19 protein-coding genes are annotated in these 22,258 nt (G+C 72.4%); 8 read left to right on the top strand and 11 right to left on the bottom strand.

Going from position 1 to position 22,258, the window contains the following annotated elements; genetic code table 11:
* Positions 1–150 precede the first annotated feature (150 nt).
* The 7 genes from AWQ71_RS31390 (at position 151) to AWQ71_RS31360 (ending at position 6,874) form a co-directional block, all read left to right on the top strand.
* Entirely contained in the window at positions 151–366 is a 216-nt protein-coding gene (locus tag AWQ71_RS31390; protein ID WP_067139964.1) for an EF-hand domain-containing protein, read from the top strand.
* Between the two features lie 78 nt (positions 367–444).
* Positions 445–1,152 carry an IclR family transcriptional regulator gene (locus tag AWQ71_RS31385; RefSeq protein ID WP_245658648.1) on the top strand — a complete coding sequence of 236 codons (708 nt, stop codon included), beginning with the start codon at positions 445–447 and terminating at the stop codon, positions 1,150–1,152.
* Between the two features lie 252 nt (positions 1,153–1,404).
* Positions 1,405–2,577, top strand: a complete 1,173-nt coding sequence (locus tag AWQ71_RS31380) for a homogentisate 1,2-dioxygenase (RefSeq protein WP_067139961.1) — start codon at positions 1,405–1,407, stop codon at positions 2,575–2,577.
* A 59-nt stretch (positions 2,578–2,636) separates the two neighbouring features.
* Complete coding sequence (gene fahA, locus AWQ71_RS31375) at positions 2,637–3,800, top strand: fumarylacetoacetase (protein ID WP_067139958.1); 1,164 nt, start codon at positions 2,637–2,639, stop codon at positions 3,798–3,800.
* A 188-nt stretch (positions 3,801–3,988) separates the two neighbouring features.
* Entirely contained in the window at positions 3,989–5,287 is a 1,299-nt protein-coding gene (locus AWQ71_RS31370; RefSeq protein ID WP_067139955.1) for a L,D-transpeptidase, read from the top strand.
* A gap of 52 nt (positions 5,288–5,339) precedes the next feature.
* Positions 5,340–5,771 (top strand): NfeD family protein, encoded by a 432-nt coding sequence (locus AWQ71_RS31365; protein WP_067139952.1) that lies wholly within the window; start codon positions 5,340–5,342, stop codon positions 5,769–5,771.
* 14 nt (positions 5,772–5,785) lie between these two features.
* Positions 5,786–6,874, top strand: coding sequence for an SPFH domain-containing protein (locus tag AWQ71_RS31360; protein ID WP_067139949.1), 1,089 nt, complete (start codon positions 5,786–5,788; stop codon positions 6,872–6,874).
* 62 nt (positions 6,875–6,936) lie between these two features.
* Here AWQ71_RS31360 and AWQ71_RS44045 read toward each other — a convergent pair whose 3' ends face one another.
* The 9 genes from AWQ71_RS44045 to AWQ71_RS44495 all read right to left on the bottom strand — a co-directional run bounded on the left by AWQ71_RS44045 (position 6,937) and on the right by AWQ71_RS44495 (position 17,734).
* Complete coding sequence (locus tag AWQ71_RS44045) at positions 6,937–8,748, bottom strand: GTPase (protein WP_169806681.1); 1,812 nt, start codon at positions 8,746–8,748, stop codon at positions 6,937–6,939.
* Positions 8,745–10,517 (bottom strand): GTPase family protein, encoded by a 1,773-nt coding sequence (locus tag AWQ71_RS31350; RefSeq protein WP_245658646.1) that lies wholly within the window; start codon positions 10,515–10,517, stop codon positions 8,745–8,747. Before AWQ71_RS31350 ends, AWQ71_RS44045 begins: the two co-directional genes overlap by 4 nt.
* A 133-nt stretch (positions 10,518–10,650) precedes the next feature.
* The gene (locus tag AWQ71_RS31345; protein ID WP_067139945.1) at positions 10,651–11,235 is read right to left on the bottom strand and encodes a hypothetical protein; all 585 of its coding nucleotides are present in this window, start codon (positions 11,233–11,235) and stop codon (positions 10,651–10,653) included.
* 236 nt (positions 11,236–11,471) lie between these two features.
* On the bottom strand, positions 11,472–12,965 hold the full coding sequence (locus tag AWQ71_RS31340; protein WP_245658645.1) for a sensor histidine kinase: 1,494 nt from the start codon (positions 12,963–12,965) through the stop codon (positions 11,472–11,474).
* Positions 12,949–13,638 carry a response regulator transcription factor gene (locus AWQ71_RS31335; protein WP_067139940.1) on the bottom strand — a complete coding sequence of 230 codons (690 nt, stop codon included), beginning with the start codon at positions 13,636–13,638 and terminating at the stop codon, positions 12,949–12,951. Before AWQ71_RS31335 ends, AWQ71_RS31340 begins: the two co-directional genes overlap by 17 nt.
* A gap of 75 nt (positions 13,639–13,713) precedes the next feature.
* Positions 13,714–14,391 carry a hypothetical protein gene (locus AWQ71_RS31330; RefSeq protein WP_067139937.1) on the bottom strand — a complete coding sequence of 226 codons (678 nt, stop codon included), beginning with the start codon at positions 14,389–14,391 and terminating at the stop codon, positions 13,714–13,716.
* 42 nt (positions 14,392–14,433) lie between these two features.
* Positions 14,434–15,687, bottom strand: a complete 1,254-nt coding sequence (locus tag AWQ71_RS31325; protein WP_067139933.1) for an ABC transporter permease — start codon at positions 15,685–15,687, stop codon at positions 14,434–14,436.
* Positions 15,684–16,466 carry an ABC transporter ATP-binding protein gene (locus tag AWQ71_RS31320; protein WP_067140082.1) on the bottom strand — a complete coding sequence of 261 codons (783 nt, stop codon included), beginning with the start codon at positions 16,464–16,466 and terminating at the stop codon, positions 15,684–15,686. Before AWQ71_RS31320 ends, AWQ71_RS31325 begins: the two co-directional genes overlap by 4 nt.
* A 77-nt stretch (positions 16,467–16,543) precedes the next feature.
* Positions 16,544–17,734 carry an efflux RND transporter periplasmic adaptor subunit gene (locus AWQ71_RS44495; protein WP_067139930.1) on the bottom strand — a complete coding sequence of 397 codons (1,191 nt, stop codon included), beginning with the start codon at positions 17,732–17,734 and terminating at the stop codon, positions 16,544–16,546.
* Positions 17,735–17,899: 165 nt separating this feature from the next.
* Between AWQ71_RS44495 and AWQ71_RS44490 the strand changes: the two genes are divergently transcribed.
* Positions 17,900–19,945 carry an efflux RND transporter periplasmic adaptor subunit gene (locus AWQ71_RS44490; protein WP_157570684.1) on the top strand — a complete coding sequence of 682 codons (2,046 nt, stop codon included), beginning with the start codon at positions 17,900–17,902 and terminating at the stop codon, positions 19,943–19,945.
* A gap of 65 nt (positions 19,946–20,010) precedes the next feature.
* Here AWQ71_RS44490 and AWQ71_RS31295 read toward each other — a convergent pair whose 3' ends face one another.
* Both AWQ71_RS31295 and AWQ71_RS31290 read right to left on the bottom strand, forming a co-directional pair.
* A complete protein-coding gene (locus AWQ71_RS31295; RefSeq protein ID WP_281196343.1) occupies positions 20,011–21,519 on the bottom strand; it encodes a sensor histidine kinase in 1,509 nt (502 codons plus the stop codon).
* Positions 21,520–21,521: 2 nt separating this feature from the next.
* Positions 21,522–22,235, bottom strand: coding sequence for a response regulator transcription factor (locus AWQ71_RS31290; protein WP_067139915.1), 714 nt, complete (start codon positions 22,233–22,235; stop codon positions 21,522–21,524).
* Between the last annotated feature and the right edge of the window lie 23 nt (positions 22,236–22,258).

The raw sequence follows: 22,258 nt of genomic DNA, 5'->3' as shown, positions 1-22,258 counted from the left end.
GGGGCCGGGGTGGCGGCGAGACACCGATCCGGGCTTGTCACAAAACAGCTCCGATCGCGACTTGTCCGACTATCGTGCTGCTCGCCAACCAGAACCGACAGCCGGAAACGCTCTCGGACGCCGACGAGCCGCCGGACGAGGAGAAAAGACATGAGCGAGTACGCGGCGACGTTCGACCTCGTCGACAGCGACGACGACGGCCTGATCTCGGCCGGAGAGCTGGTGCGCCTCATGGAGGTGCTCGGCGAGCGGATCACCGTCGAGAGCGCCCAGGCCGTGATCAACAAGGTCGACACCGACGGTGACGGCCTCATCAACATCGACGAGTTCGGCGTCTGGCTCCAGAGCGGCCGCCCGCTCGCCTGACCGCGTCATCGCCACTTCACCCCCCGCGCCGCCAGGGCGGACGGCGGTCCGGCGGGTGGAGTGGCGATAATCGCTTCCATGATGGCGGCGGAATCGGCGCAGACGCTGGAGCGCGGGCTGCGGTTGCTGCGGCTGCTCGCCGACGGAAACCGGGGGCGCACCCCCACCGAGCTGGCCCAGGAGCTCGGGCTGAGCCGCCCTGTCGTCTACCGGTTGCTCACCACCTTGCAGAACGAGGGGTTCGCCCGGCGTGACGCGCAGGGGCGGGTCCACCTGGGCTTCGGCGTGCTCGTGATGGCGCAGGCCGTGCAACCCCTGCTGCGCGCGGCGGCGCTGCCCGCGCTGCGCGCGCTCGCCGAGCAGGTCGGCGCCACCGCGCATCTGACCGTGGCCGAGGGAGAGGACGGCGTCGCCATCGCCGTGGTCGAGCCGTCGTGGACCGACATGCACCTCTCCTACCGGGAAGGCTCCCGCCACCCGCTCACGCGCGGAGCCGCCGGGCTCGCCATCCTGGCCCTCCGCGAGGAGACGGCCCGGGAACAGACGCACCCGGGCGCCCGGCCGGCGGGCGACGAGGCGGAACCGGAGACCGCGGCGGCCCGGCCGTTCCTGGTCACCGAAGGGCAGTTGCAGGAGGGCGCGCGCGGGATCGCCGTCCCCCTCCGCGGGCTTCCCTGGCTGGAGGCCTCGGTCGGGGTCGTCACCTTCGGCCTGCTCGACGTCGACGCGGTCGGCCCCCGCGTCGCCGAGGCCGCCCGCGACCTCGCCCACACCCTCGCCCAGTAATCCCGTCACCGCGGTTGTCCACAAGCGGTGGACACGGCTGCGCGCGAGCGCGTCGCCGGATACCCGGCGGCCTGCCCGTCTCCTCGGTATCGGCATCGATACCGACATCAGGAGGCATCGTCGATCGCCGCTACCGCAATGCCTGGAGAAATCGTCTTTTTGTGCTCCAAAGGGTTTGACATCTCCACGGCTATGACCGATCGTCGTACGTATAGAGGACACCGACGTCCGCATTCCGTACGCGGAGGACCAATGCCGTACTACCGTGTCGTGGGCGATGTGCCCCGCAAGCGCCATGTCCAGTTCCGCCGTCCGGACGGCGGGCTCTACGCCGAGGAACTCATGGGCGAGGAGGGCTTCTCGTCCGACTCGTCGCTCCTCTACCACCGCCACCTGCCGACGGCGATCGTGAAGGCGGAGGCCGTCGATCTCGGCGCTTCCGGCCTCACGCCGAACCTGCCGCTCTCGCCGCGGCACTTCCGCACCCAGGACCTCATCCCCGGGGGCGACCTCGTCACCGGGCGGCAGCCGCTCGCCGGTAACTCCGACGTCCGCATGTCGTACGTCGCGACCGACGCGCCCAGCGACCTCTACCGCAACTCGATGGGCGACGAGTGCGTCTACATCGCGAGCGGCCGGGCCCGGTTCGAGTCCACGTACGGCGTGATCGAGGCCGGCGAGGGCGACTACGTCGTCATCCCGACCGGCACCATCCACCGCTGGGTCCCGGAGGGCCCGGTCACCGCGCTGGTCGTCGAGGCGGCCGGGCACATCCGCCCGCCCCGGCGCTACCTGTCCGCGTACGGGCAGTTCCTCGAACACGCGCCGTACTGCGAGCGTGACCTGCGCGCGCCCACCGAGCCGCTGCTCGTGGACGGCGAGGAGGTGCAGGTGCTGGTCCGGACCCGTGGCGGGCTCACCCGGCTGACCTACGCCCACCACCCCTTCGACGTCGTCGGGTGGGACGGCTACCTCTACCCGTACGCGTTCAACATCCACGACTTCGAACCGATCGTGAAGCGGACGCACGCGCCGCCGCCGGTGCACCAGACGTTCGAGGGCCCGGGCTTCGTGATCTGCTCGTTCTGCCCCCGGCCGCTGGACTTCCATCCGGACGCGGTGCCGATCCCGTACAACCACCACAACGTCGACTCCGACGAGCTCATGTTCTACGTCGGCGGCGACTACAGCGCGCGGCGGGGCTCGGGCATCGACGTCGGCTCGATCTCGCTGCACCCGGCCGGGTTCACGCACGGGCCGCAGCCGGGCGCGGTCGAGGCCGTCGTCGAGGCCGTACGGCAGGGCCACAAGGAGACGACCGAGATGGCCGTCATGATCGACACGTTCCGCCCGCTCGACCTGGGCTCGGCCGCCCTGGCATGCGAGGATCCGGCATACGCCTGGACGTGGGCGCCCCGCCGCTGACCGGTGGGGAAAGAACGACCGGGACAGACCACACACAGCTCCGACGGAAGAGGACGACGGTGACGCGAAGCTGGGTGCCGGGAGCGGACGAGTCGCTCTTCGGCCTGGACAACCTGCCCTATGGCGTTTTCTCGCGCCAGGGAGAGGCGCCCCGGGTGGGCGTGCGCGTGGGCGACCACGTGCTCGACCTCGCGCCCGTGCTGGACGACGAGGTGTTCGCCGCGCCCAGCCTCAACCCTTTCCTCGCCCGCGGCCGTACGGCATGGCAGGAGACGCGCGCCCGGCTGCAGGCGATCCTCGCCGCCGAGGCGGGCGGGAACCGGGCCGCCGTCGAGCCGCACCTGGTCCCGCTCGACCAGGTCACGATGCACCTGCCGGTCGAGGTGGCCGACTATGTGGACTTCTACGCCTCGCTTGAGCACGCGTCCAACCTGGGGCGGATATTCCGCCCGGACGAGGAGCCGTTGAAGCCCAACTGGCGGCACCTCCCGGTCGGCTACCACGGGCGCGCGGGCACGGTCGTGGTCTCGGGCACCCCGATCAGGCGGCCGTGCGGGCAGCGGATGCCGGGGCCGTCGTTCGGCCCCTCGGTGCGGCTGGACATCGAGGCCGAGCTCGGCTACGTGGTGGGCGCGCCGACCCGGCTCGGCGAGCGGGCCGGGGCGTTCGACGACCATGTCTTCGGGGTCACCCTGGTCAACGACTGGAGCGCGCGGGACATCCAGGCGTGGGAGTACGTGCCGCTCGGCCCGTTCCTCGGTAAGTCGTTCGCCACCTCGATCTCGCCGTGGATCACGCCGCTGGAGGCCCTGCGCCCGGCCCGGGTCGCCGGGCGCGAGCAGGACCCGGCCCCGCTGGACTACCTGCGCAGGGACGCGCCGTGGGGCCTCGACCTCACGCTGCGGGTCGAGCTGAACGGCGAGACGATCTCGACCCCGTCGTATCGCGACATGTACTGGACGCCCGACCAGATGCTCGCCCACATGACCGTCAACGGCGCGTCGCTGCGCACGGGCGATCTGTTCGCCAGCGGCACGATCTCCAGCGAGGGCGCGTTCGGCTCGCTCATCGAGGTGACCTGGAACGGCGCCGAGCCGATCAAGCTGGCCGACGGCACCACGCGCTCCTTCCTGGAGGACGGCGACACCGTGACGATCAGCGCGGTCGCGCCGGGCGGCATCGCGCTCGGCGCGGTCACCGGGAGGATCACGCCGGCGACCTAGAGTCACGATCAGTACCTATACTGCTACTCAGCGCGACGACGGCACCTGTGGATCCTCGTCACGGCGAGGGTTCACCGGGGCGCCCGGGTGACCCGGCGCCGCCGTGAGGAGCCGTCCCGGCGGGCGCGGCGAGCCGGGAAGGTCCACGGCGCGGCACCTGGATCGGGCACCGAGGAGGCAGGCGGCGGATGCGGTTCGCGGCATGGACGACGGCTCTCCTCGCGACGGCGGCGCTGCTCCTCCTCGCCGCCTGCTCGGCCCTGACCGCCCCGGAGCGTCCGCGCGCGATGCCGCGCATCACGATGTCTCCCGCGCCGGACGCGTCGGCCGTCCGGCCGGACAAGGGGCTGGTCGTCACGGCGCACGACGGCACGCTGACCGCCCTCAGCGCGCACGCGGGGGGCGCCACCGTGCCGGGCAGCTTCAACGCCTCCCACACGGTGTGGCGGTCCGACTGGGCGCTGGCGCCCGGCACCGAGTACGTCGTGAGCGCCACGGCGGCCGCCTCCGGCGGCGCGACCGCCCGGATCAGCGGCCGGTTCCGCACCCTGAGCCCGCGGCGCTCGTTCGACGTCCTCTCCGTCACCCCGAACGACCACGAGACCGTCGGCGTGGGGATGCCGATCATCCTGACGTTCGACCGGCCGGTCGAGGACAGGCGGGCGGTGGAGCGGGCCCTGGAGGTCCGCGCCACCCCGCTCGCGACCCCGGCGGAGTACGGCCAGCACGACACCCGGGCGTACTCCGCGTCGTACAGCGGGCCGGTGGACGGCGCGTGGCACTGGTTCAGCGACAGCCAGGTCGTGTTCCGCACCAGCACGCTGTGGCCGGCCCGGCAGAGCGTCGTCTTCACCGCCCACCTCGCGGGCGTGCGCGCCGCCCCCGGCACGTACGGCACGGCGGACCGCACGATCGCGTTCTCCGTGGGGCGGCGCATGGTCAGCACGGTCGACACGCGCACCCACCAGATGGTGGTGCGCCAGGACGGCGAGGTCGCCCAGCGCATGGCCATCAGCGCCGGCATGGCCACCACCAGGGAGTACACCACCACCAGCGGCGTCCATCTGACAATGGAGAAGGGCGATCCGGTCCGCATGATCTCGCCGGGCCGCAAGAAAGGCGATCCCGAATATTACGACGTGATGATCGGCCACGCGGTGCGGATTTCCAACAGCGGCGAATACGTCCACGCCAAGAACAACGTGTGGGCGCAGGGGCGGGCCAACGTGAGCCACGGCTGCGTGAACGCCCGCCCCGACCAGGCCACCTGGTTCTACGACAACGCGCTGCGCGGCGATCCGGTCATCGTCACGGACACCGACCGCTTGCTGGAATGGAACAACGGCTGGGGCTTCTGGCAACTCTCCTGGTACGAGTGGCTGAAGGGCAGCGCACTCCGCGAGCCGGGACCGGTGCGCGCGTTCATCGGCCCGATGATTCCGCCGAACCTTGAAACATCGGGCGTCGCTCGGACAGAGTTAACGTGAAAGAAGGAACCCCTACGAAACGGGATCCGTTTATCGCTTTGGAGGCGAAAAAATGGACTCGTGGATCATATGGCTGATCCTGGCCGCCGGCCTGGGAGTGGCCGAGATATTCACGCTGACCGCCGCCCTCGGACTGATCGCCGTCGCGGCCCTGCTCACGGCGGGCGTCGCCGCCATCGGGGTTCCCGTCGGCCTCCAGCTCATCGTCTTCATCGCCGCCTCCATCGCCGGGATCGCCGGGATCCGCCCGATCGCCCGCCGCCACCTCAGGCAGCCGCCCTCCCGCAAGTTCGGCGTCCCCGCCCTGGTCGGCCGGCCCGCGTACGTGACCCAGGAGGTGACCGGCAGGGACGGCCGGGTACGCATCGGCGGTGAGGAGTGGTCGGCCCGCTCCTACGACGAGACCCTCGTCATCCCGGCGGGCGCCACGGTGGACGTCATCGAAATCGAGGGAGCGACCGCCCTCGTCTACCCACGGGATTGAACGCAGGAGTGAGCATGGAGTTGTCCTTGATCGCGGGAATCGTCGTCGCCGTGCTGGTGGTCATCACCGTGCTGCGGTCCGTCCGGATCGTCCCGCAGGCCCGCGCGGGCAACGTGGAGCGGCTCGGCCGGTACAACCGGACGCTCGGGCCCGGCCTGAACTTCATCATCCCCTTTGTGGACCGGGTGCGGCCGCTGATCGACCTGCGCGAGCAGGTGGTCTCGTTCCAGCCGCAGCCGGTGATCACCGAGGACAACCTGGTCGTCGACATCGACACCGTGCTCTATTTCCAGGTCACCGACCCGCGGGCGGCGGCGTACGAGATCGCGAACTTCATCCAGGGCGTGGAGCAGCTCACCGTCACCACGCTCCGCAACGTCGTCGGCGGCATGGACCTGGAGAAGACGCTGACCTCGCGCGACACCATCAACAGCCAGCTCCGCGGCGTGCTCGACGAGGCGACCGGGAAGTGGGGCATCCGGGTGAACCGCGTCGAGATCAAGGCGATCGACCCGCCGAAGACCATCAAGGAGGCGATGGAGAAGCAGATGCGCGCCGAGCGGGACAAGCGCGCCGCGATCCTCACCGCCGAAGGTCTCCGGCAGTCGCAGATCCTCACCGCCGAGGGTGAGAAGCAGAGCTCGATCCTGCGGGCCGAGGGTGAGCGTACGTCCCAGATCCTCAAGGCCGAGGGCCAGGCGCAGGCGATCGACGAGGTGTTCCAGGCGGTGCACCGCAACGACCCCGACCCGAAGATGCTCGCCTACCAGTACCTCCAGGTCCTCCCGCAGCTCGCCAACGGCCAGGGCAACACGTTCTGGGTGATCCCGAGCGAGGTCACCTCGGCGCTGCAGGGGGTCTCCCGGGCGTTCACCGAGGCGCTGCCCCGCTCGGCGGCGACCCGCGAGCCCGACGAGCGGGAACGCTCCGCGGGGACCGAGGCCGTCAGGGAAGCCGAGCGCGCCGCCGCGGAGGCGAAGGCGGCGGCCGAGGACAGCGAGGTGACCGGCGGCCACCCGCGGCAGCTCGAGACCGCGAAGGACCCGCTGCCCGACCCGCTGGACGCCGCCCGCAGGCAGGCGGAACGCGCCACGGACACCTGAGCGTGCCATCGGGCGGACCGGGCCGCCCGGACCGCCCAGACCGCCCAGACCGCCCAGACTGCTCAGCGTGATCGCACGATCGTGATGAGCGCGAGGAAGCGGCGGTAGCGGTCCAGTTCCTCGCTCACCGGGGCGAGCACCAGGCGGCGGGCGACCGCGTCGATGCTCGCGCGCAGGGCGCGGGCGGCCCGGCGCGCCCTGCGCCGGCCGCCCAACCAGGCGGCCAGGCGGCTCACCAGGGCGACGGCCAGCCCCACGACCGCGCTTCCGACCAGCAGCACCGTCGGCCAGGGCACCTCGCCCACCTTGGGCGTGGGCGGCGCGGGCAGCATGAGCGAGGCGACGGCGAACAGCGCGAGGAGCCAGGCGGCCCCGGCCACCAGCACGGCGAAGACCAGCCACTGCAGCGCTCCCACGGCCTGCCACCAGCGCGGCCGGCGCGACGCGCCGAGAGACGTCCGGGCCACGGCCATGTCGATCTCGTCCCCCAGCTCGCCGAGGTGTGAGCGGGCCGCGTGCCGGACGGCGGCCGCCCACGGCTCGGGCGTCTCCCGGGCGGCCCGCGCGCCCACCTCCCGGATCGCGGTGTCCACCTGCGACCGCTGGACGGCGGTCGCCGCGGGCACGGACGTCCGTCCCGGCGTACTGGGGGCGCCTCCGATGTGGAGCCGGCGGAGCGGGTCGGGGCGCAGCCTCCGCAGCCAGCGGGTCACCGGCCACCCCGTCGCCGCCACGGACCGGTGCCGGTGCGCCTTGGCCACGGACTGGACGACCAGCGGCACCGCCGCCGCCTCTTGCAGGGCCTCGACCAGCGTCTCTTCCAGGGCGCCGGGCGACGACCGGGCCGGCCGCCGCCTCCCTTCCGGGGGCCCGGCGGGCGGCACCGTGGGCATCTCCCCCGCTTCCCGCCCCGGGAGCGCCTCGCCCGGCCGGCGCGGCGGCCGCTCCCACCGCCTCGGCCGTTCGCCGGCCTGCCAGCGCGCGGAACGCTCGGCCGCCCGCCGCTGCGGCGGCACCATACCGAGCCTCCGGAGCGGCGTCGCCGCGCCGGGGGTCGTTTCGGGAGCGGCGTCGTCGATCCCGGCCAGCACGGTGGCCGCCGCGGCGGCGTCGGCGGCCAGCCGCGCCGCCCACGCCGTACGGCGGGACACCAGGCCGGACAACGCCTCGCGCAGCTCCGGCAGGCCCTCGCCCGTGAGCGCCGACACGGCCACGACCCGCACCCCGGACAGGCCGTCGGCCGCCAGAAGCTCGCGAAGGTCGGCCAGGCAGCGGCGGACCGCGGGACGCGGCAGCCGGTCGATCTGGTTGAGCACGACCAGCATGACGTCCCGGTGCTGGGCCAGCGGCCGGAGATACCGCTCGTGCACGGCGGCGTCCGCGTACTTCTGCGGGTCGAGCACCCACACGAGCAGGTCCACGACGGCGACCAGGCGATCGACCTCGAGCCGGTGGGCCAGCTCGATCGAGTCGTGGTCCGGCAGGTCGAGCAGGATGAGCCCGGAGAGGTCGCCGCCGTCCACCGAGTGCCGCCGGGGAACCTCGAACCAGTCCAGGAGCGGCCCCGCGCCGCCCCCTTCCCAGAGCGCGGCCTGGGCGTGCGCGGTCATCGGCCGGGTCACCCCCACGTCGGCGAGCGGCGTGCCCGCCAGCGCGTTGAACAGCGACGACTTGCCGCTGCCGGTCGCTCCGGCGAGGGCGACGGCGGTGTGGTCCACCGAGAGCCCGCTGCGCAGGCCCGCCCGGGCCACCACGGCCCTGGCCCGCTCGACCAGCGGGTGCCCGAGCCGCCCCTCCGCCAGGTCGGTCGCCTCCGCGAGCGCCGCGAGGCGGTCGTCCAGGGTGAGCGCGGCCCTTCTCCGCTTCAGCTTCACCGCGTACCGCCGGAGGGCCCGCTCTCCCCACCGCCCGGGACCGCCCCGACCGGGATCTCCCGTTTCCGCTCCTCCACGGCTCTGGCCGCGGCGCGCAGCCGCCCCGGGATCTCCTCGTCCGGGGCGATGCCGTCGAGCAGGTCGGTGAACCGGGCCAGCTCCCGGTCCAGGACGCCCCGGACCCGCCGGCGCAGGGCCTGGCGCGCCTCGTAGGTCAGGATGCGCACCGCCTGGTCGCCGAAGATCGCCTCAAGAAGCTTCTGGCTCAGCACGCTGGTGCCGCCCGCGATGCCGATCTCCAGGCCGGTGATGCCGCCGGTGGACGCGAAGGCGCCGAACATGAGCAGCAGGCCGAGGCCGTTCACGCCGTAGGAGGCGGCCCGGGCCGCGATCCGCTTGTCCGCGCCCTCGCTGCGTACCAGGTCGAGCACCTCTCCCTGCCAGGCGCGCACCTCCGAGGCGGCGGTGGCGCGCAGCTCGGGTGACGCGCGGCCGAGCCGTCCGGCCGTGGCGACGCCCGCGCGTTCGAGCAGGTCACGGCCCGCCGGCATGGTCAGCCACGACTCCACGACGCGTTCGGCGGCGCCTTCCGCCGAGGAGCGGATCAGTGACTCGATGCCGCTCTCCAGCGCCACCCGCAGCTCCCGGTCGGGGGCGGGCCGTCCTCTGACGAAGGCGACGACGCGGTCGCGGACCCAGCCGACGCGGGACTCCAGGGCGCGCATCAGGTCGCCGGTGCCGATGAAGTCCTGCCAGCGGGCGAGCACCTCGCCTCTGAGCAGCGAGCCGTCGCGCATCCCCTCGTCGAAGGCCGACATCGCCGAGTCGTACGCCTTCACGGAGACGTCGCGCAGGGTCGCGACGCCCTCCCGCTGCCGTTCCACGTGCGAGGCGAGCACGGGCACCCGGGCGACGAGGCTGTCCAGGGCGCCGGACAGCGTCTGGCGTACCACCCGGGCGCGGGAACGCGCGTCGGCCGACAGGGCGGCCAGCCAGTCGGTGACCGGACGTACGGCCTCGGCCGGCAACCTGGCCCGTTCCGACGGAAGGACCAGCTCGGGGACGCCGAAGAGGGGCGTACCGGCCAGCCCGTTCTCCCGGAGCAGGCGCTCCAGGTCGGCCGTGATCGGGGCCATCGCCTCCCGTGGGGCCCGCTGCAGCACGATCGCGAGGGCGGTGCTGCGCTCCCGGGCGCTGCGCAGGAAGCTCCAGGGGACCTCGTCGGCGTAGCGGGCGGCGGTGGTGACGAACAGCCACAGGTCGGCGGCGGCGAGGAGCTGCGCGGCCAGCTCGCGGTTGGCGGTGACGACCGAGTCGATGTCGGGGGCGTCGAGCAGCGCCAGCCCCGGCGTGAGCGTCTCCACCACGGACACTTTCAGGGTGCCCGGCTGGCCCGGCCCCGGGCCGGTGACCCGGGGCAGGCCGGGCAGCACGCGGCCGGACATGAACCAGTCCGCGTCCTCGGGGCCTGCCACGAGGGTGGGCGCGAGAGTGGTCGGCCGGAGCACGCCGGGCTCGGTGACGTCTGCCCGGACGATGGAGTTGACCAGGGTGGACTTGCCCGCGCCGGTGGACCCGCCGACGACGGCCAGCAGGGGCGCGTCGATGGCGGCCAGCCGGGGCAGCAGGTAGTCGTCGAGCTGCCCGGTCAGCTCTTTGAGGGCACGCCGGTCTGCCGCGACGTCCCCGATCTCCAGGGGGAACAGGTCGTGGTCGAGTTGATCTCGCAGCCCTCCAAGGGCTTCGAGCAACCCCGTACTGCCCGGCATACCCACGGACCTTCCCGCACCAGCCCCTGCTAAATGCCGTGATACGGGAACTTTCTGGCACAAAGCCGTACAAAAGATGATGTATTGCGGCTTTGCGCCGACCCGCGTGGCCGCCGCGCGCGGGCGGTCGCCGTTACGACGACTGAGGGGCGGGTTCGGGCAGCAGGGTGCGGCACTTCTTGAGGGCGGCGGCGACCTTCGGGTCGTTCTGGTCGAGGCCACGCCAGTTCTTGCCCTCGGCGACCTCGGCGCCGTTGTCCTTCATGCAGGTGCGGAACGGCTGCATGGCGGCGACGTCGGCGGCGCCGGGACCGCGTCCCTCATCGCCGCCGGGACCGCGCCCACCCCAGCCGCGCCCGCCCTCGGGCATGAGCGACCGGCACGCCTCCATCGCCTTCTGCATTTCCGGGGACATGGAGCGGAAGCCGCCGGGCCCCCGGCTCGGACGCGGGCCGGGCGTGTCGCCCGCGCTTCCCGCGCCACCCTGGTCCGGCTGACCGTCCGCGGCGGCCCCGGGGCCCGCGTCGTCGCCGGGCGCGCGGCTCGGACGGCCGCCGGGGCGTCCGCTGGGCATGGTGACGCCGTTCTCGCGGAGGCAGTTCAGGTACGCCGCGCGCTGGTCGCCGTCGGCGGCGGCGCCCGCGTCGGTCTTGTCTCCCCCGCAGCCCGCGACGGCCAGCAGGGATGCCGCCGCCACGGCGGCGTACAGGAAGCGCACGGTGATCCACCCGGCCTTTCACCTCAGAAGTGACGCGAGCGGTCTCCGGTTTCGCGCCGCTCGCGTACGGCGATCCACTTCAGCGCAGAAAACTTGGAGCCGCATCGGGCGCCGCTGAGGATCGTCTGTAAACCGGTCCGACCGGATGCGTGGGAGGACCCGGGCGCGGGCGGGATCCGGCTCGGGGGTAGCCGGGTGCGGGTGGGAACCGGACGCGGGTGGGATCCGCGCGCGTCTCAGCAGGCCGGGAGGCGGACCTGGAAGACGGCTCCCCCGCCCGGCGGGGACTCGGCGGTGATGGTGCCGCCGTGCGCCTGCACGATGGCCGCCGCGATGGACAGCCCGAGCCCCGTGCCGCCCGTGTCGGCGCGGCTGCGCGCCGGATCCGCGCGGTAGAACCGCTCGAAGATGCGCTCGGCCTGCTCCTCGCGCAGGCCCGGCCCCTCGTCGGCCACCTCGATCAGGACCGTCTCGCCGCTTCCGGAGCCGTCGTCGGGCAGCGTTCCCACCCCGACCCGGAAGGCCGTGCCCGGCGGGGTGTGGCGCAGGGCGTTGCCCACCAGGTTGCCGATCACCTGGCGGAGCCGGTGCTCGTCTCCCAGCGCCTTCACCGGGCCGTCGGAGCCGTCCAGCCGGACGAAGTCGATCTCACGATCCGGGGCCAGCGTCTGCGCGTCCAGCGCGGCCCCCGCCGCCAGGCTGAGCACGTCCACGGCCCGCCGTTCCAGCGGGCGCTGCTGGTCCAGCCGGGCGAGCAGCAGCAGGTCGTCCACGAGGAGACCCATCCGGGCCGCCTCGTCCTCGATCCGGCGCAGCACCACGGCCGGGTCCTGGGAGCGCTCCTGCCGGTACAGCTCGGCGAACCCGCGGATCGACGTGAGCGGGGTGCGCAGTTCATGCGACGCGTCGGCCACGAACCGGCGCATCCGCTCCTCGGACCGCCGCGCGTCGTACGCGGACTGGCGCGCCATCGCCTCCGACTTCTCGCGGTCGCGGAACGCCGACTCAATCTGGGACAGCATGCCGTTGATCGCCCGGCCCAGCCGTCCGATCTCCGTACGGCGGTGCCGCAGCGGGAGCCGCCGGGACAGGTCGCCACCCGCGATCGCCTGCGCCGTACGCTCGATCTCGCCGAGGGGGCGCAGGCTGCGCCGTACGAGCCAGTAGCAGGCCAGGCCGAGCGCGACGATCACCCCGAGGCCGACCCCGGCCACGATGACGACGAGTTGGGAGACGGTCCCCTCGATCTCGGCGAGGCTGACCGCGACGACTCGGGTGACGCCGTCCGGCTCGCCGATGGCGACCACGCGCCACTGCCCTCCGGAGCGCGAGACGGCGGTGAACAGCGTGCGGCGCATCCGCTCGGCGACACCGGTCGTGAGGCGGGGCAGGACGGGCGGATCGACGTTCGGGGGCTCCTGCACGGTCCGTACGGCGTGGCCCTGCGCGTCCAGCAGAACGATGTAGTAGAAGCCCGGCTGCCGCTGGGGCCGCGTCCCGCCGGGGGTCGGCGTCACCCGGTCCTGGTCCCCCTGCGGGACGGCCTTGGGCCGGGTGAAGGCCGTGAGCTGCCGGTCCACCCGGTCGATCAGATAGCCGCGCAGCAACTGCACGGCGAAGCCACCGGTGAGCGCGATCGCGAGCGTCACCAGCAGCAGCGTGGCCCCGACCAGGCGGAGCCAGAGAGGAGTGCGGGCGAGCCGCCGCTTGATCTCAGCGACGGGGCGCACGGAGGACATAGCCCACGCCGCGAAGCGTGTGGATGAGCTTGGGATCCACCGTGTCGATCTTCCGCCGCAGATAGGAGACGTACGACTCCACCACGTTGCGGTCGCCGCCGAAGTCGTAGTGCCACACGTGGTCGAGGATCTGGGCCTTCGACAGCACCCGGCCCTGATTGATCATGAAATAGTGCAGCAGCTTGAACTCGGTGGGCGAGAGCCGTACCTGCCGGCCGCCGCGCCAGACCTGGTGCGCCTCCTCGTCCATCTCCAGGTCGGCGACCTGCAACCGGCTGGAATGGGGGCCCTCCCCGCGCGTACGACGCAGCACCGCCCGGATCCGGGCCAGGACCTCCTCCAGGCTGAAGGGCTTGGTCACATAGTCGTCGCCCAGGGACAGCCCGGCGACCTTGTCGCCCGTGGCGTCCCGCGCGGTCAGGAACACCACCGGGATCCGCCGTCCGGCGTCCCTGAGCCGGCCGCTGACCGCGAAGCCGTCCATGTCGGGCAGCATGACGTCCAGCACCATCAGGTCGGGCCGTACCCGCTCGGCGATCTGGACGGCCTCCTGGCCGTCGGAGGCGGTCACCACCTCGAAGCCGGCGTATCTCAAGCTCACAGAGAGCAGTTCCCTGATGTTGGGCTCGTCGTCCACGACGAGCAGACGTGCCTCCGGTTTCATCTGATGTTCTCCTTTCGGGGGTCGGTCCGCGTCCCTGCCGCTGGGGCCGGCGGGGTGCGTAAGGGCCGGCTCTCGCTAGCGGTTCCTGGCGCTCTGGACGACCGAGGTGGCGTCCACCGCTCCTTCGTCGTCGGTGGGGCCGGTGACGACGACCTGGCCGCCGACCTTGAGATCGGCGACCTTTCCGGCCTTGGTGACCTGCACCTTCGTGTCGCCGCTGGTCCTGACCGTGACGATGGTGCCGCCCGCGGTCTGGACGTAGACCTTGGCGCCGTCCACGAGCTTGACCGTGCCGACGGTCATGCCGCCGGACGCTCCGGCCCTGCCGGGCTGGTCCTGGCCGCCCTGCCCCTGCGGGCCCTGGCCGTCCTGCCCCTGCGGGCCCTGACCCCGCTGGGAGCCCTGGCCGCCCCCGGGGAAGCCGCCGGGCATGCCGCCGCCGAAGCCGCGGCCCGTGCCGCCGCCGCCGCCGAAGCCCCCGGCGAGTCCGCGCGCGGCGCCGTTCCCCGCCATGGACGCGGCGCCGGACGGGGACGCCGTCCCCCACGCCTTCTGGGCCTGGATGCCGATGAGCACGCCCGCCATGAGCACCACGCCGGCGCCGAGCGCGAGGGTGACCTTCGACATCCCCCGCCTGGCCGGCCGCGCCTCGGGCTCCGGCTCGGGCTCGTCGCCGAACGGCGAGGTGTCCAGCAGCTCCGCCGCCGGCATCTCGGCCTCGGGCTCGTGCGCCCCGGCCTTCGCTCTGCTCATTTCATCTCCTGGTCTGGTGCTCGTCTCGGTCACCGCGCGGGGTCACTCGAAGCGCAGTGCCTCGATCGGGCGCAGCTTCGCGGCGCGGTTGGCGGGATAGCTGCCGAAGAACAGGCCGATGGCGACCGAGACACCAAGAGCCAGCACGATCGACTGCGGCACGATGACCGGCTGCACCCCGGCGATCGTGAACTGACTGCCCGCGACGGCCACACCGACCCCGAGCAGGCCGCCGACCAGGCTGAGCAGGGTCGCCTCGATGAGGAACTGGCCGAGGATCGCGCCCCGGGGAGCGCCGATCGCCTTGCGGATGCCGATCTCGCGGGTCCGTTCCGTGACGGTCACGAGCATGATGTTCGTGATGCCGATGCCGCCGACGAGCAGGCTGATCGCCGCCACCGCCGCGAGCAGCACGGTGAACGTCCCGGTCGCCTCGGTCACCGTCTCCTGCAGGCTGGCCTGGTTGAGAATCCGATAGTCCGCGGTCGCGTTCCCCGTGACGTCGTGCCGCTGGTCGAGGATCGCGGTGATCTCCGCCTCGGCCACGTCCGTCACCTCGGCGCTCGTGGCCTGCACGACGATGCTGCCCAGCGAGCCGTACCCGGTCAGGCTCTGCTGTACGGCGGGCAGCGGGGCGACGGCGATGTCGTCGGCGTCCTGGCCGCCGGTCGAACCGGACTCCTTGAGCACCCCGACGACCGTGAACGCGGCGCCCTGGATGTTGACCTTCTTGCCCACCGGATCGACCTGGCCGAACAGTTCGTCGGCGACCGTCTTCCCGATGACCACGACCTTGCGGACCGCCGTGACGTCCTGGTTCGTGAAGTACGCCCCCGAGGTCACCGGCTTGTTGGTCGCCTCGAAATAGCTCGGATATGTACCGACGACCTGGGAAATGCTGTGACTCGCCCCTTCGTACGTCGTCGTGGCGGACGAGGAGGTCACGACCGGCGAGACGCTCTTGACGGAGGGCGCGTCACCCGAGGCGGCGATGGCGCGGGCGTCCTCAAGGGTGAGGCCGCGCGCCTGCGTACGCGGGCCGGCCGCGCCGCCGCCACCGCCGCGACCTCCCGCCGGGCCGCCGAACCCGCCCGAGAACGACGCGGAGACGGTGAGCGTGTTCGCGCCCAGGCTCTGGATGCGCTGCTTGATCGAGTCCGACGAGCCCTGGCCGACCGCGACGAGCAGGATCACCGCCGCGACCCCGATGAGGATGCCGAGCATCGTCAGGACGCTGCGCATCTTGTTCGCGGTCAGGCCGCGTACGGCGAACCGGCTGATCTCCAGGACGTTCATCGCTCGCTCATCGCTCCCGTCGGGGATCGGTCGTCGACCAGCGGCGGCGGCCCGTCCACCGGCGCCTGCCTGCGGTCGTCGACGATCCGGCCGTCCATCAGCCGGACGACCCGCTTGGCGTGCGCGGCCACGTCGTCCTCGTGAGTGATCACGACGATCGTCTTGCCGCCCAGGTTCAGCCGATCGAAGATCGCCAGGATGTCTTTCGTGGACGTGCTGTCCAGGGCGCCGGTCGGCTCGTCGGCCAGCAGCAGCGTCGGTGAGGTGACGAGCGCGCGGGCGACCGCGACGCGCTGCTGCTGGCCGCCGGACAGCTCGTTCGGCTGGTGTCCCACCCGGTCGGAAAGGCCGACCAGGCCCAGCGCGGCGAGCGCCCGTCTGCGCCGCTCGGCCGCCCGCACGCCGCCGTAGGCGAGCGGGAGCTCGACGTTCGCCAGCGCGCTCATCCGGGGGATCAGGTTGAACGACTGGAAGATGAACCCGATCCGCCGGTTGCGTACGCGAGCCAGCCTGACCTCGTCGAGCGCGCCCACGTCGGCGCCGCCGAGCAGGTACGTCCCGGTGGTCGGCACGTCCAGACAACCGATGATGTTCATCAGCGTGGACTTGCCGGAGCCGGACGCACCCATGATCGCCACGTAGTCGCCGCGCTCGACGGTCAGCGAGACGCCGCGCAGGGCGCGTACGGTCGCCTCCCCCTCGCCGTAGACCTTCGTGACGTCGCGGATGAGAAGGACCGGGTCCGCCGTGGTCGCGGGCCCCTCGGCGGGTTCGCTCATCGGCTCGCCCGCCCACCGGTTCGCGGATCCGGCGGATCCGTACCGGTCTCCGTCCATCGGGCCGTTCATCGGGCTGCTCATCTGCCGGCACCCGATCCGCCGCCGCGCCCGGTCATGCCGCCGGGCATTCCACCGCCGCCGGGGAAGCCTCCCTGCAGGCGGACCCCGCCTCCGGTGGATCCGCCGGTCCCGCCCGGCGTGACGGCCGGACGGACCACCTGGTCGCCCTCCCCGACGCCGGACTTGATCTCCGTGACGCCGTCGCCCGCGACGCCCACCTCCACGGGCCGGGCGGCCTGCCGCCCGTCCTGCAGCACGGTGACGCTCGTACGGCCTCCGGCGGTGGTGATCACCGAGGTCGGCACGGTCAGGACGTTCTCCGCCTTGCCGACCACCACCTGGATCGTGGCCGTCTGGCCCAGCCGTACACCGTCGGGGATCTCGGTGAGGGTGACGGTCACCGGATACTGCACGACGTTGTTGCTCGTGGCGGCGACCGGGTTGATGATGCCGACCTTGCCCTGGGTGGTCACCCCCGCCAGAGCGTCGAAGGAGATCGTGGCCGCCTGACCGACCTTCAGCTTGGTGACGTCGGACTCGGTGAAATTGCCGACGATCTGCATCTTCGCGGTGTCGATCAGCTCGATCAGTCCGGAGCCCGACGAGTTCCCACCCGACGCGCCGCTCCCGCCGCCGCCCGATGACGCCCCGCCGCCGGAGGAGGCCCCACCGCCGCCTCCGGACGAGGATCCGGCGTTGTCCCCGACCACACCGTTGATCGTGGTGACCGTGGCGCTGAACGGCGCCGTGAGGACGGTCTCCGCCAGGGCCCGCTTGGCGCTCTTGTAGGAGTTGAGCGCCTTCACGTACTGCGAATAGCTGGAGGCGGTCGCCTGGCTCTCGTTCTGCTCCTTGGCCACGCTGAGGCTCGCGGACGCGGCGGCGAGATCGTCGCGCTGCGAGGAGCCGTCCAGCCGTGCCAGCACCTGCCCCTTTTTGACCTTCTGGCCCTCTTTGACGCTGATCGAGGAGATGGTCCCGCTGGTGCGGAAGTTGAGGGACGCGCTCCGGGCGCTCTCCAGGGAGCCGGAGGCCGAGACCGAGTCGAGGACCGTTCCCCGCCCCACGGTCACGGTCGAGGCGCCGGACGCGCTCGCCGGGCCGGCGGGGCCCGCGAGGGAGAGGTAGGCGGCGACCGCGCCACCCGCCACCAGCACCCCGAGGGTGCCGTTCACGATGAGCGCCCTGCGCCTGGTCGACAGCTTCACGGGCCTTCACCCTGCCGGTCCGGGCTTGGGCCAACTTCGGACGTGCCTGAAGCTTTGCTGACAACTCCGCTCGTACGCGCCTGACGTCCGGCGGCGCGGCCGTGCACAGAAAACTCTCAGGCGTGGCTGAGCCTGGTATGACCTGGCTCCATCACCATTTTGCGCATGACTGTTCGGCCCAAGGTCCTTCGCACGGGAGGTCTGGCTCTCGCCTGCGCCGTACTCGCCTGCGGCGGCGTCTACCTCCTCGGCGGCGGCGACGATGCCGCCCCCACCGCGAGGATCGAGTTGGTGGCCGCCAGACGCGGCGACGTCACCTCCGTCGTCTCCGCGAGCGGCAACACCGTGGACGCGCACAGCCGCGACCTGTCCTTCGGCGCATCCGGCGTGGTGCGGAAGGTGTACGTGAAGCCCGGCCAGAAGGTACGGACGGGACAGGCCCTCGCCCGGGTGGACGCGACCGAGGCCAAGGAGAGCTACCTCGCGGCCCGCGCCGCGCTGTCGGCCGCGTACGAGGCGCTCGACAACGCGGAGAAGGCGGAGAGCTCCTCCACGGACTCCACCACCTCCACGCCGAACCGGACGTCGCCCCAGCGGTCCACCACCCCCTCCACCGGCCCCACGCCCTCGGCCGCGGCCTCCTGCCCGCCCGGGAAGAGCGCGTCGGCCTCACCCCGGCCCTCCGCGGCCGCCCCCTCGGCCTCGGCGGCCGACCCGATCGTGGTGACCCCCGTTCCAGTGGTGACGACGGCGCCGGTGCCGATCTCGACGACCACCTCGCGTCCGACGCCCATCTCCACGACGACGTCGAAGCCGTCGCCGATCGCCACGACCACGATCACCTCCACGTCCGAGCCCGTACGCGACGCCGTACGGCGCTCCGCCGGGGGAGGCGGGTCGTCCGCGTCCCGAAGCGGGGACGGATCGGCCAGGGCGGCGACATCCGAGGCCGAATCGGCCAAGACCGGCACGTCCGGGCGATCCGAAGCACGGCGGCCCGCACGGGGGACGCACCCGGAGCCGACGGCCTCGGGAGTCGAGCCCACCCCCGAACCGTCCCAGGCGCCTGCGCCTGAGCCGACCCAGGCGCCCGAGCCCGTCCCCACGGTCACCGTCACCCAGACGGTCGTCGTCACCGAGCGGGTGACCGTCAGGGAAACGGTGACGATCACCCAGGGCATCATCGAGACCATCGTCAAGATGCTCACCGTCGGCGGGAACCCGGCCGGCGACACGTCGGGCGGCATCCTGGGCGGCGGCTCCGCGGCGGCCAGCGGCGACGGGAACGCGTCCGCGAAGCCGTCCGCGACGGCGGGCTCGGCCGCGGGCTGCGGGACCGGCACGGGGAAGCCCACCTCCGACACCGGGAAGCCCACCGCGGGCCGTGCCACCGGTTCGAACGGCTCCGGCGGCGACACATCGAACGGCCGGGGCTCGGCCAAGGGCGGCTCCGGAGGCGCGTCCTCGGGTGGCGCGGGTGGCACCGTCGGCGAGGGTCGCAACGGAGGCGGTCCCTCCGGCGGCGCGACTGTGTCAGTGGAGCAGGCCGAGGCCGACGTCGCCACGGCCAAGCGCGAGCTGTCGGGCGCCAAGGAGGCGCTGGCCGGAGTGACCATCAAGGCGCCGTCCAGGGGAACGGTCATGAGCGTCGGCGGCAAGGCCGGAGACACGGCGAACGCGGGCGCCGCGTTCATCACCCTCGGCAACCTCGACGAGCTCCAGGTGAACGCGCTGTTCACCGAGTCCGACGTCGGCAAGCTCAAGGTCGGCCAGCGAGCCACGGTGACCATGGACACCCACCCCGGGCAGGAGTTCGCCGGGACCATCACCCACATCGACATCACCGCGACGACGGCCAACCAGCTCGTCCGGTACGGCGTACGCGTCGCTCTGTCCAGCGGGCCGAAGAACCTGCTCGCCGGCCAGACGGCGTACGTTTCGGTGACGACCGGCGCGGCCGAGAACGCGGTCTACGTCCCCGCACGTGCGGTGGAGACGGGACCGGGCGGGACGGCGACGGTGACCGTACGGGTCGGCGGCGAGGACGTCCGCCGCCAGGTGCGTACCGGTGTCGAAGGAGACCAGTACGTCCAGATCGTCGAGGGTCTCGGCGAGGGCGACGAGGTGGTCGTGCCGGACGGCACGGCGGGCGCGGGCACCTTCCCCGACGGAAGCTTCCCCGGCCTGTCCCCCACGCCGGCTCGATCCTGACTGGGACTCCCCTGGGCGAGTCGCCGGACGCGAGGCCGGAGGCGAGCAACTCCGCGCGGAGGGGACTACTCGGTGCGGGTCGCCTGAGACGCGGGCGAGGTCTCCTCGGCCGGGTCCGGTTCCTCCTCCCGGGCGTCTCCGGGGGTGAGGACCTCGGGGGTGAGCGGGAGCACGACGCGGAAGGCCGCACCCGCGCCGGGCGCCGTCTCCACGGTCACGCCGCCGCCGTGCGCGCGGACGATCGCCGAGACGATGGACAGCCCGAGGCCGCTGCCCCCGGCCGCCCGCATGGCCGCGTCGTCCTTGCGCGCCCGGGACAGGTCGGCCCGGTAGAAGCGCTCGAAGACACGTTCCGCCTGCTCGGCCGTCATGCCGGGGCCCTTGTCCGCGATCTCAACGACGGCCCGCTCACCGGCCGCCCCGACGCGTACGGTCACCGGCGTGCCCGGGGGCGTGTGGGTCATGGCGTTGGTCATCAGGTTGCCGACGACCTGGCGCAGCCGTACCTCGTCGCCTTCGACGATCAGGGCGATGTCGGATTCGACCAGGAGGGAGACGTCCCGGCCCGGCGCCAGGATCCGCGCGTCGTAGACGGCGTCGGCGGCGATGGCGAGCAGGTCCACCGGGTGCTCCTGAAGCGGACGCTGCTGGTCCAGGCGGGCGAGCAGCAGCAGGTCGTCCACGAGCAGGCCCATCCGGGCGGCCTCGTCCTCGATCCGCCGCATCAGGCGGTCGGCGTCGTTGCCCGGCACCCTCCGGTGGAACTCGGCGAACCCGCGGATGGAGGTGAGCGGCGTGCGCAACTCGTGCGAGGCGTCCGCGACGAACCGGCGCATCCGCTCCTCCGACTCGCGCGCGGCGGCCTCCGACGACGCCTTGGCCTGGAAGGCCGCCTCGATCTGGGACAGCATCCCGTTGAGCGAACGGGACAGCCGTCCCACCTCGGTGCGCGGATGACGGTCGGGGACGCGGCTGCTGAGGTCGCCGCCCGCGATGGCCTCGGCCGTCCGTTCGATCTCGGTCAGCGGACGCAGGCTGCGCCGTACGGTCACTATGCCGACCACGGCGAGCACGGCCATGACGAGAAGGCTGCCGAGCAGCACGATGAGCGCGAGCCGGGTGGTGATCTGCTGGACGGACGCCAGGTCGATCGCGACGAGCGCGCTGCCGGATTCGGGCTCCTTCACGACGCGCACCCGCCATGTGCCGTTCCCCGACCGGGCGGGGACGGTCTGCGGCACGTCCAGGTCCCGGACGGGCGAACGCGGCCCGGGCATGTCCTCGACGGACATCCCGGCCTGGGTGGCGATCAGGACGCCCTCGTGGTCGTAGACGGCGATCCAGCCGTCCGGGGGCGTGCGCAGCCGCACGAGCTCCACCGGTTTGCGCTTCATCTGCCTGGCGACGTCGTGCACGACCATGTCGAGCTGCGCGTCCACCCGGTCCACGAGGTAGCCGCTGAGGATCGAGACACTGCCGACTCCGATGCCGGCGAGGGCCGCGGCGACCAGCGCCAACATCGCGGCGATCAGCTTGATCCGCAGCGGCGTACGGTCCGACCACCTCCCCGCCACGGTCACACGGTGCCGGACGGCGGGGTTCGCATCACGTATCCGACGCCCCTGAGGGTGTGGATGAGCCTGGGGTGAGTGTTGTCCACCTTGCGGCGGAGCACCGACACGTACGACTCGACGATGCCGGCGTCACCGCGGAAGTCGTAGTCCCACACGTGGTCGAGGATCTGCGCCTTGGACAGCACCCGGCCCGCGTTCGCCATGAAGTAGCGCAGCAGCTTGAACTCCGTCGGGGACAGCGGGATCGCGCTGCCGCCGCGCCACACCTCGTGGGACTCCTCGTCCAGCTCGATGTCCGCGAAGGTGAGCCGGGGCGGAGGCGCCATCGGGTCGCCCGCCGTACGGCGCAGCACGGCCCGGATGCGGGCGATGACCTCTTCGAGGCTGAACGGCTTGGTCACGTAGTCGTCGCCGCCGAGCGTGAGCCCGCGGATCTTGTCCTCGGTCGCGTCCCGAGCGGTCAGGAAGACGACAGGCGTGTGCGTCCCGCCGCCTCGCAGGCGGCGGACGATGTCGAACCCGTCCATGTCGGGCAACATCACGTCGAGGACGATCAGGTCGGGCCGGTGGCGCTGGGCTGCCGCGACCGCCTCGCCTCCGTTGGAGGCGGTAGTGACCTCGAATCCCGCGAACCGCAGGCTGGCCGCCAGCAGTTCCAGGATGTTGGGCTCGTCTTCAACGATCAGCAACCGGGCTTCTGGGAATTCGCTCACCATGACATGTTGACCGAATTTCCTTA

Source organism: Microtetraspora malaysiensis (assembly GCF_001528665.1).
Lineage (GTDB): Bacteria > Actinomycetota > Actinomycetes > Streptosporangiales > Streptosporangiaceae > Microtetraspora_A > Microtetraspora_A malaysiensis.
Note: the sequence above shows the minus strand (reverse complement) of the source record. Positions and strands in the feature narration are given on the sequence as shown.

Bases quoted from the DNA above. Each gene is read 5' to 3' on its own strand.
- AWQ71_RS31330 (WP_067139937.1), bottom strand. From the start codon at position 14,391: ATGAGCAGAGCGAAGGCCGGGGCGCACGAGCCCGAGGCCGAGATGCCG.
- AWQ71_RS31385 (WP_245658648.1), top strand. From the start codon at position 445: ATGATGGCGGCGGAATCGGCGCAGACGCTGGAGCGCGGGCTGCGGTTG.
- AWQ71_RS31365 (WP_067139952.1), top strand. From the start codon at position 5,340: ATGGACTCGTGGATCATATGGCTGATCCTGGCCGCCGGCCTGGGAGTG.
- AWQ71_RS31290 (WP_067139915.1), bottom strand. From the start codon at position 22,235: ATGGTGAGCGAATTCCCAGAAGCCCGGTTGCTGATCGTTGAAGACGAG.
- AWQ71_RS31320 (WP_067140082.1), bottom strand. From the start codon at position 16,466: ATGAGCGAACCCGCCGAGGGGCCCGCGACCACGGCGGACCCGGTCCTT.
- AWQ71_RS31380 (WP_067139961.1), top strand. From the start codon at position 1,405: ATGCCGTACTACCGTGTCGTGGGCGATGTGCCCCGCAAGCGCCATGTC.
- AWQ71_RS44490 (WP_157570684.1), top strand. From the start codon at position 17,900: ATGACTGTTCGGCCCAAGGTCCTTCGCACGGGAGGTCTGGCTCTCGCC.
- AWQ71_RS31360 (WP_067139949.1), top strand. From the start codon at position 5,786: ATGGAGTTGTCCTTGATCGCGGGAATCGTCGTCGCCGTGCTGGTGGTC.
- AWQ71_RS31350 (WP_245658646.1), bottom strand. From the start codon at position 10,517: ATGCCGGGCAGTACGGGGTTGCTCGAAGCCCTTGGAGGGCTGCGAGAT.
- AWQ71_RS31390 (WP_067139964.1), top strand. From the start codon at position 151: ATGAGCGAGTACGCGGCGACGTTCGACCTCGTCGACAGCGACGACGAC.
- AWQ71_RS31325 (WP_067139933.1), bottom strand. From the start codon at position 15,687: ATGAACGTCCTGGAGATCAGCCGGTTCGCCGTACGCGGCCTGACCGCG.
- AWQ71_RS31335 (WP_067139940.1), bottom strand. From the start codon at position 13,638: ATGAAACCGGAGGCACGTCTGCTCGTCGTGGACGACGAGCCCAACATC.
- AWQ71_RS31370 (WP_067139955.1), top strand. From the start codon at position 3,989: ATGCGGTTCGCGGCATGGACGACGGCTCTCCTCGCGACGGCGGCGCTG.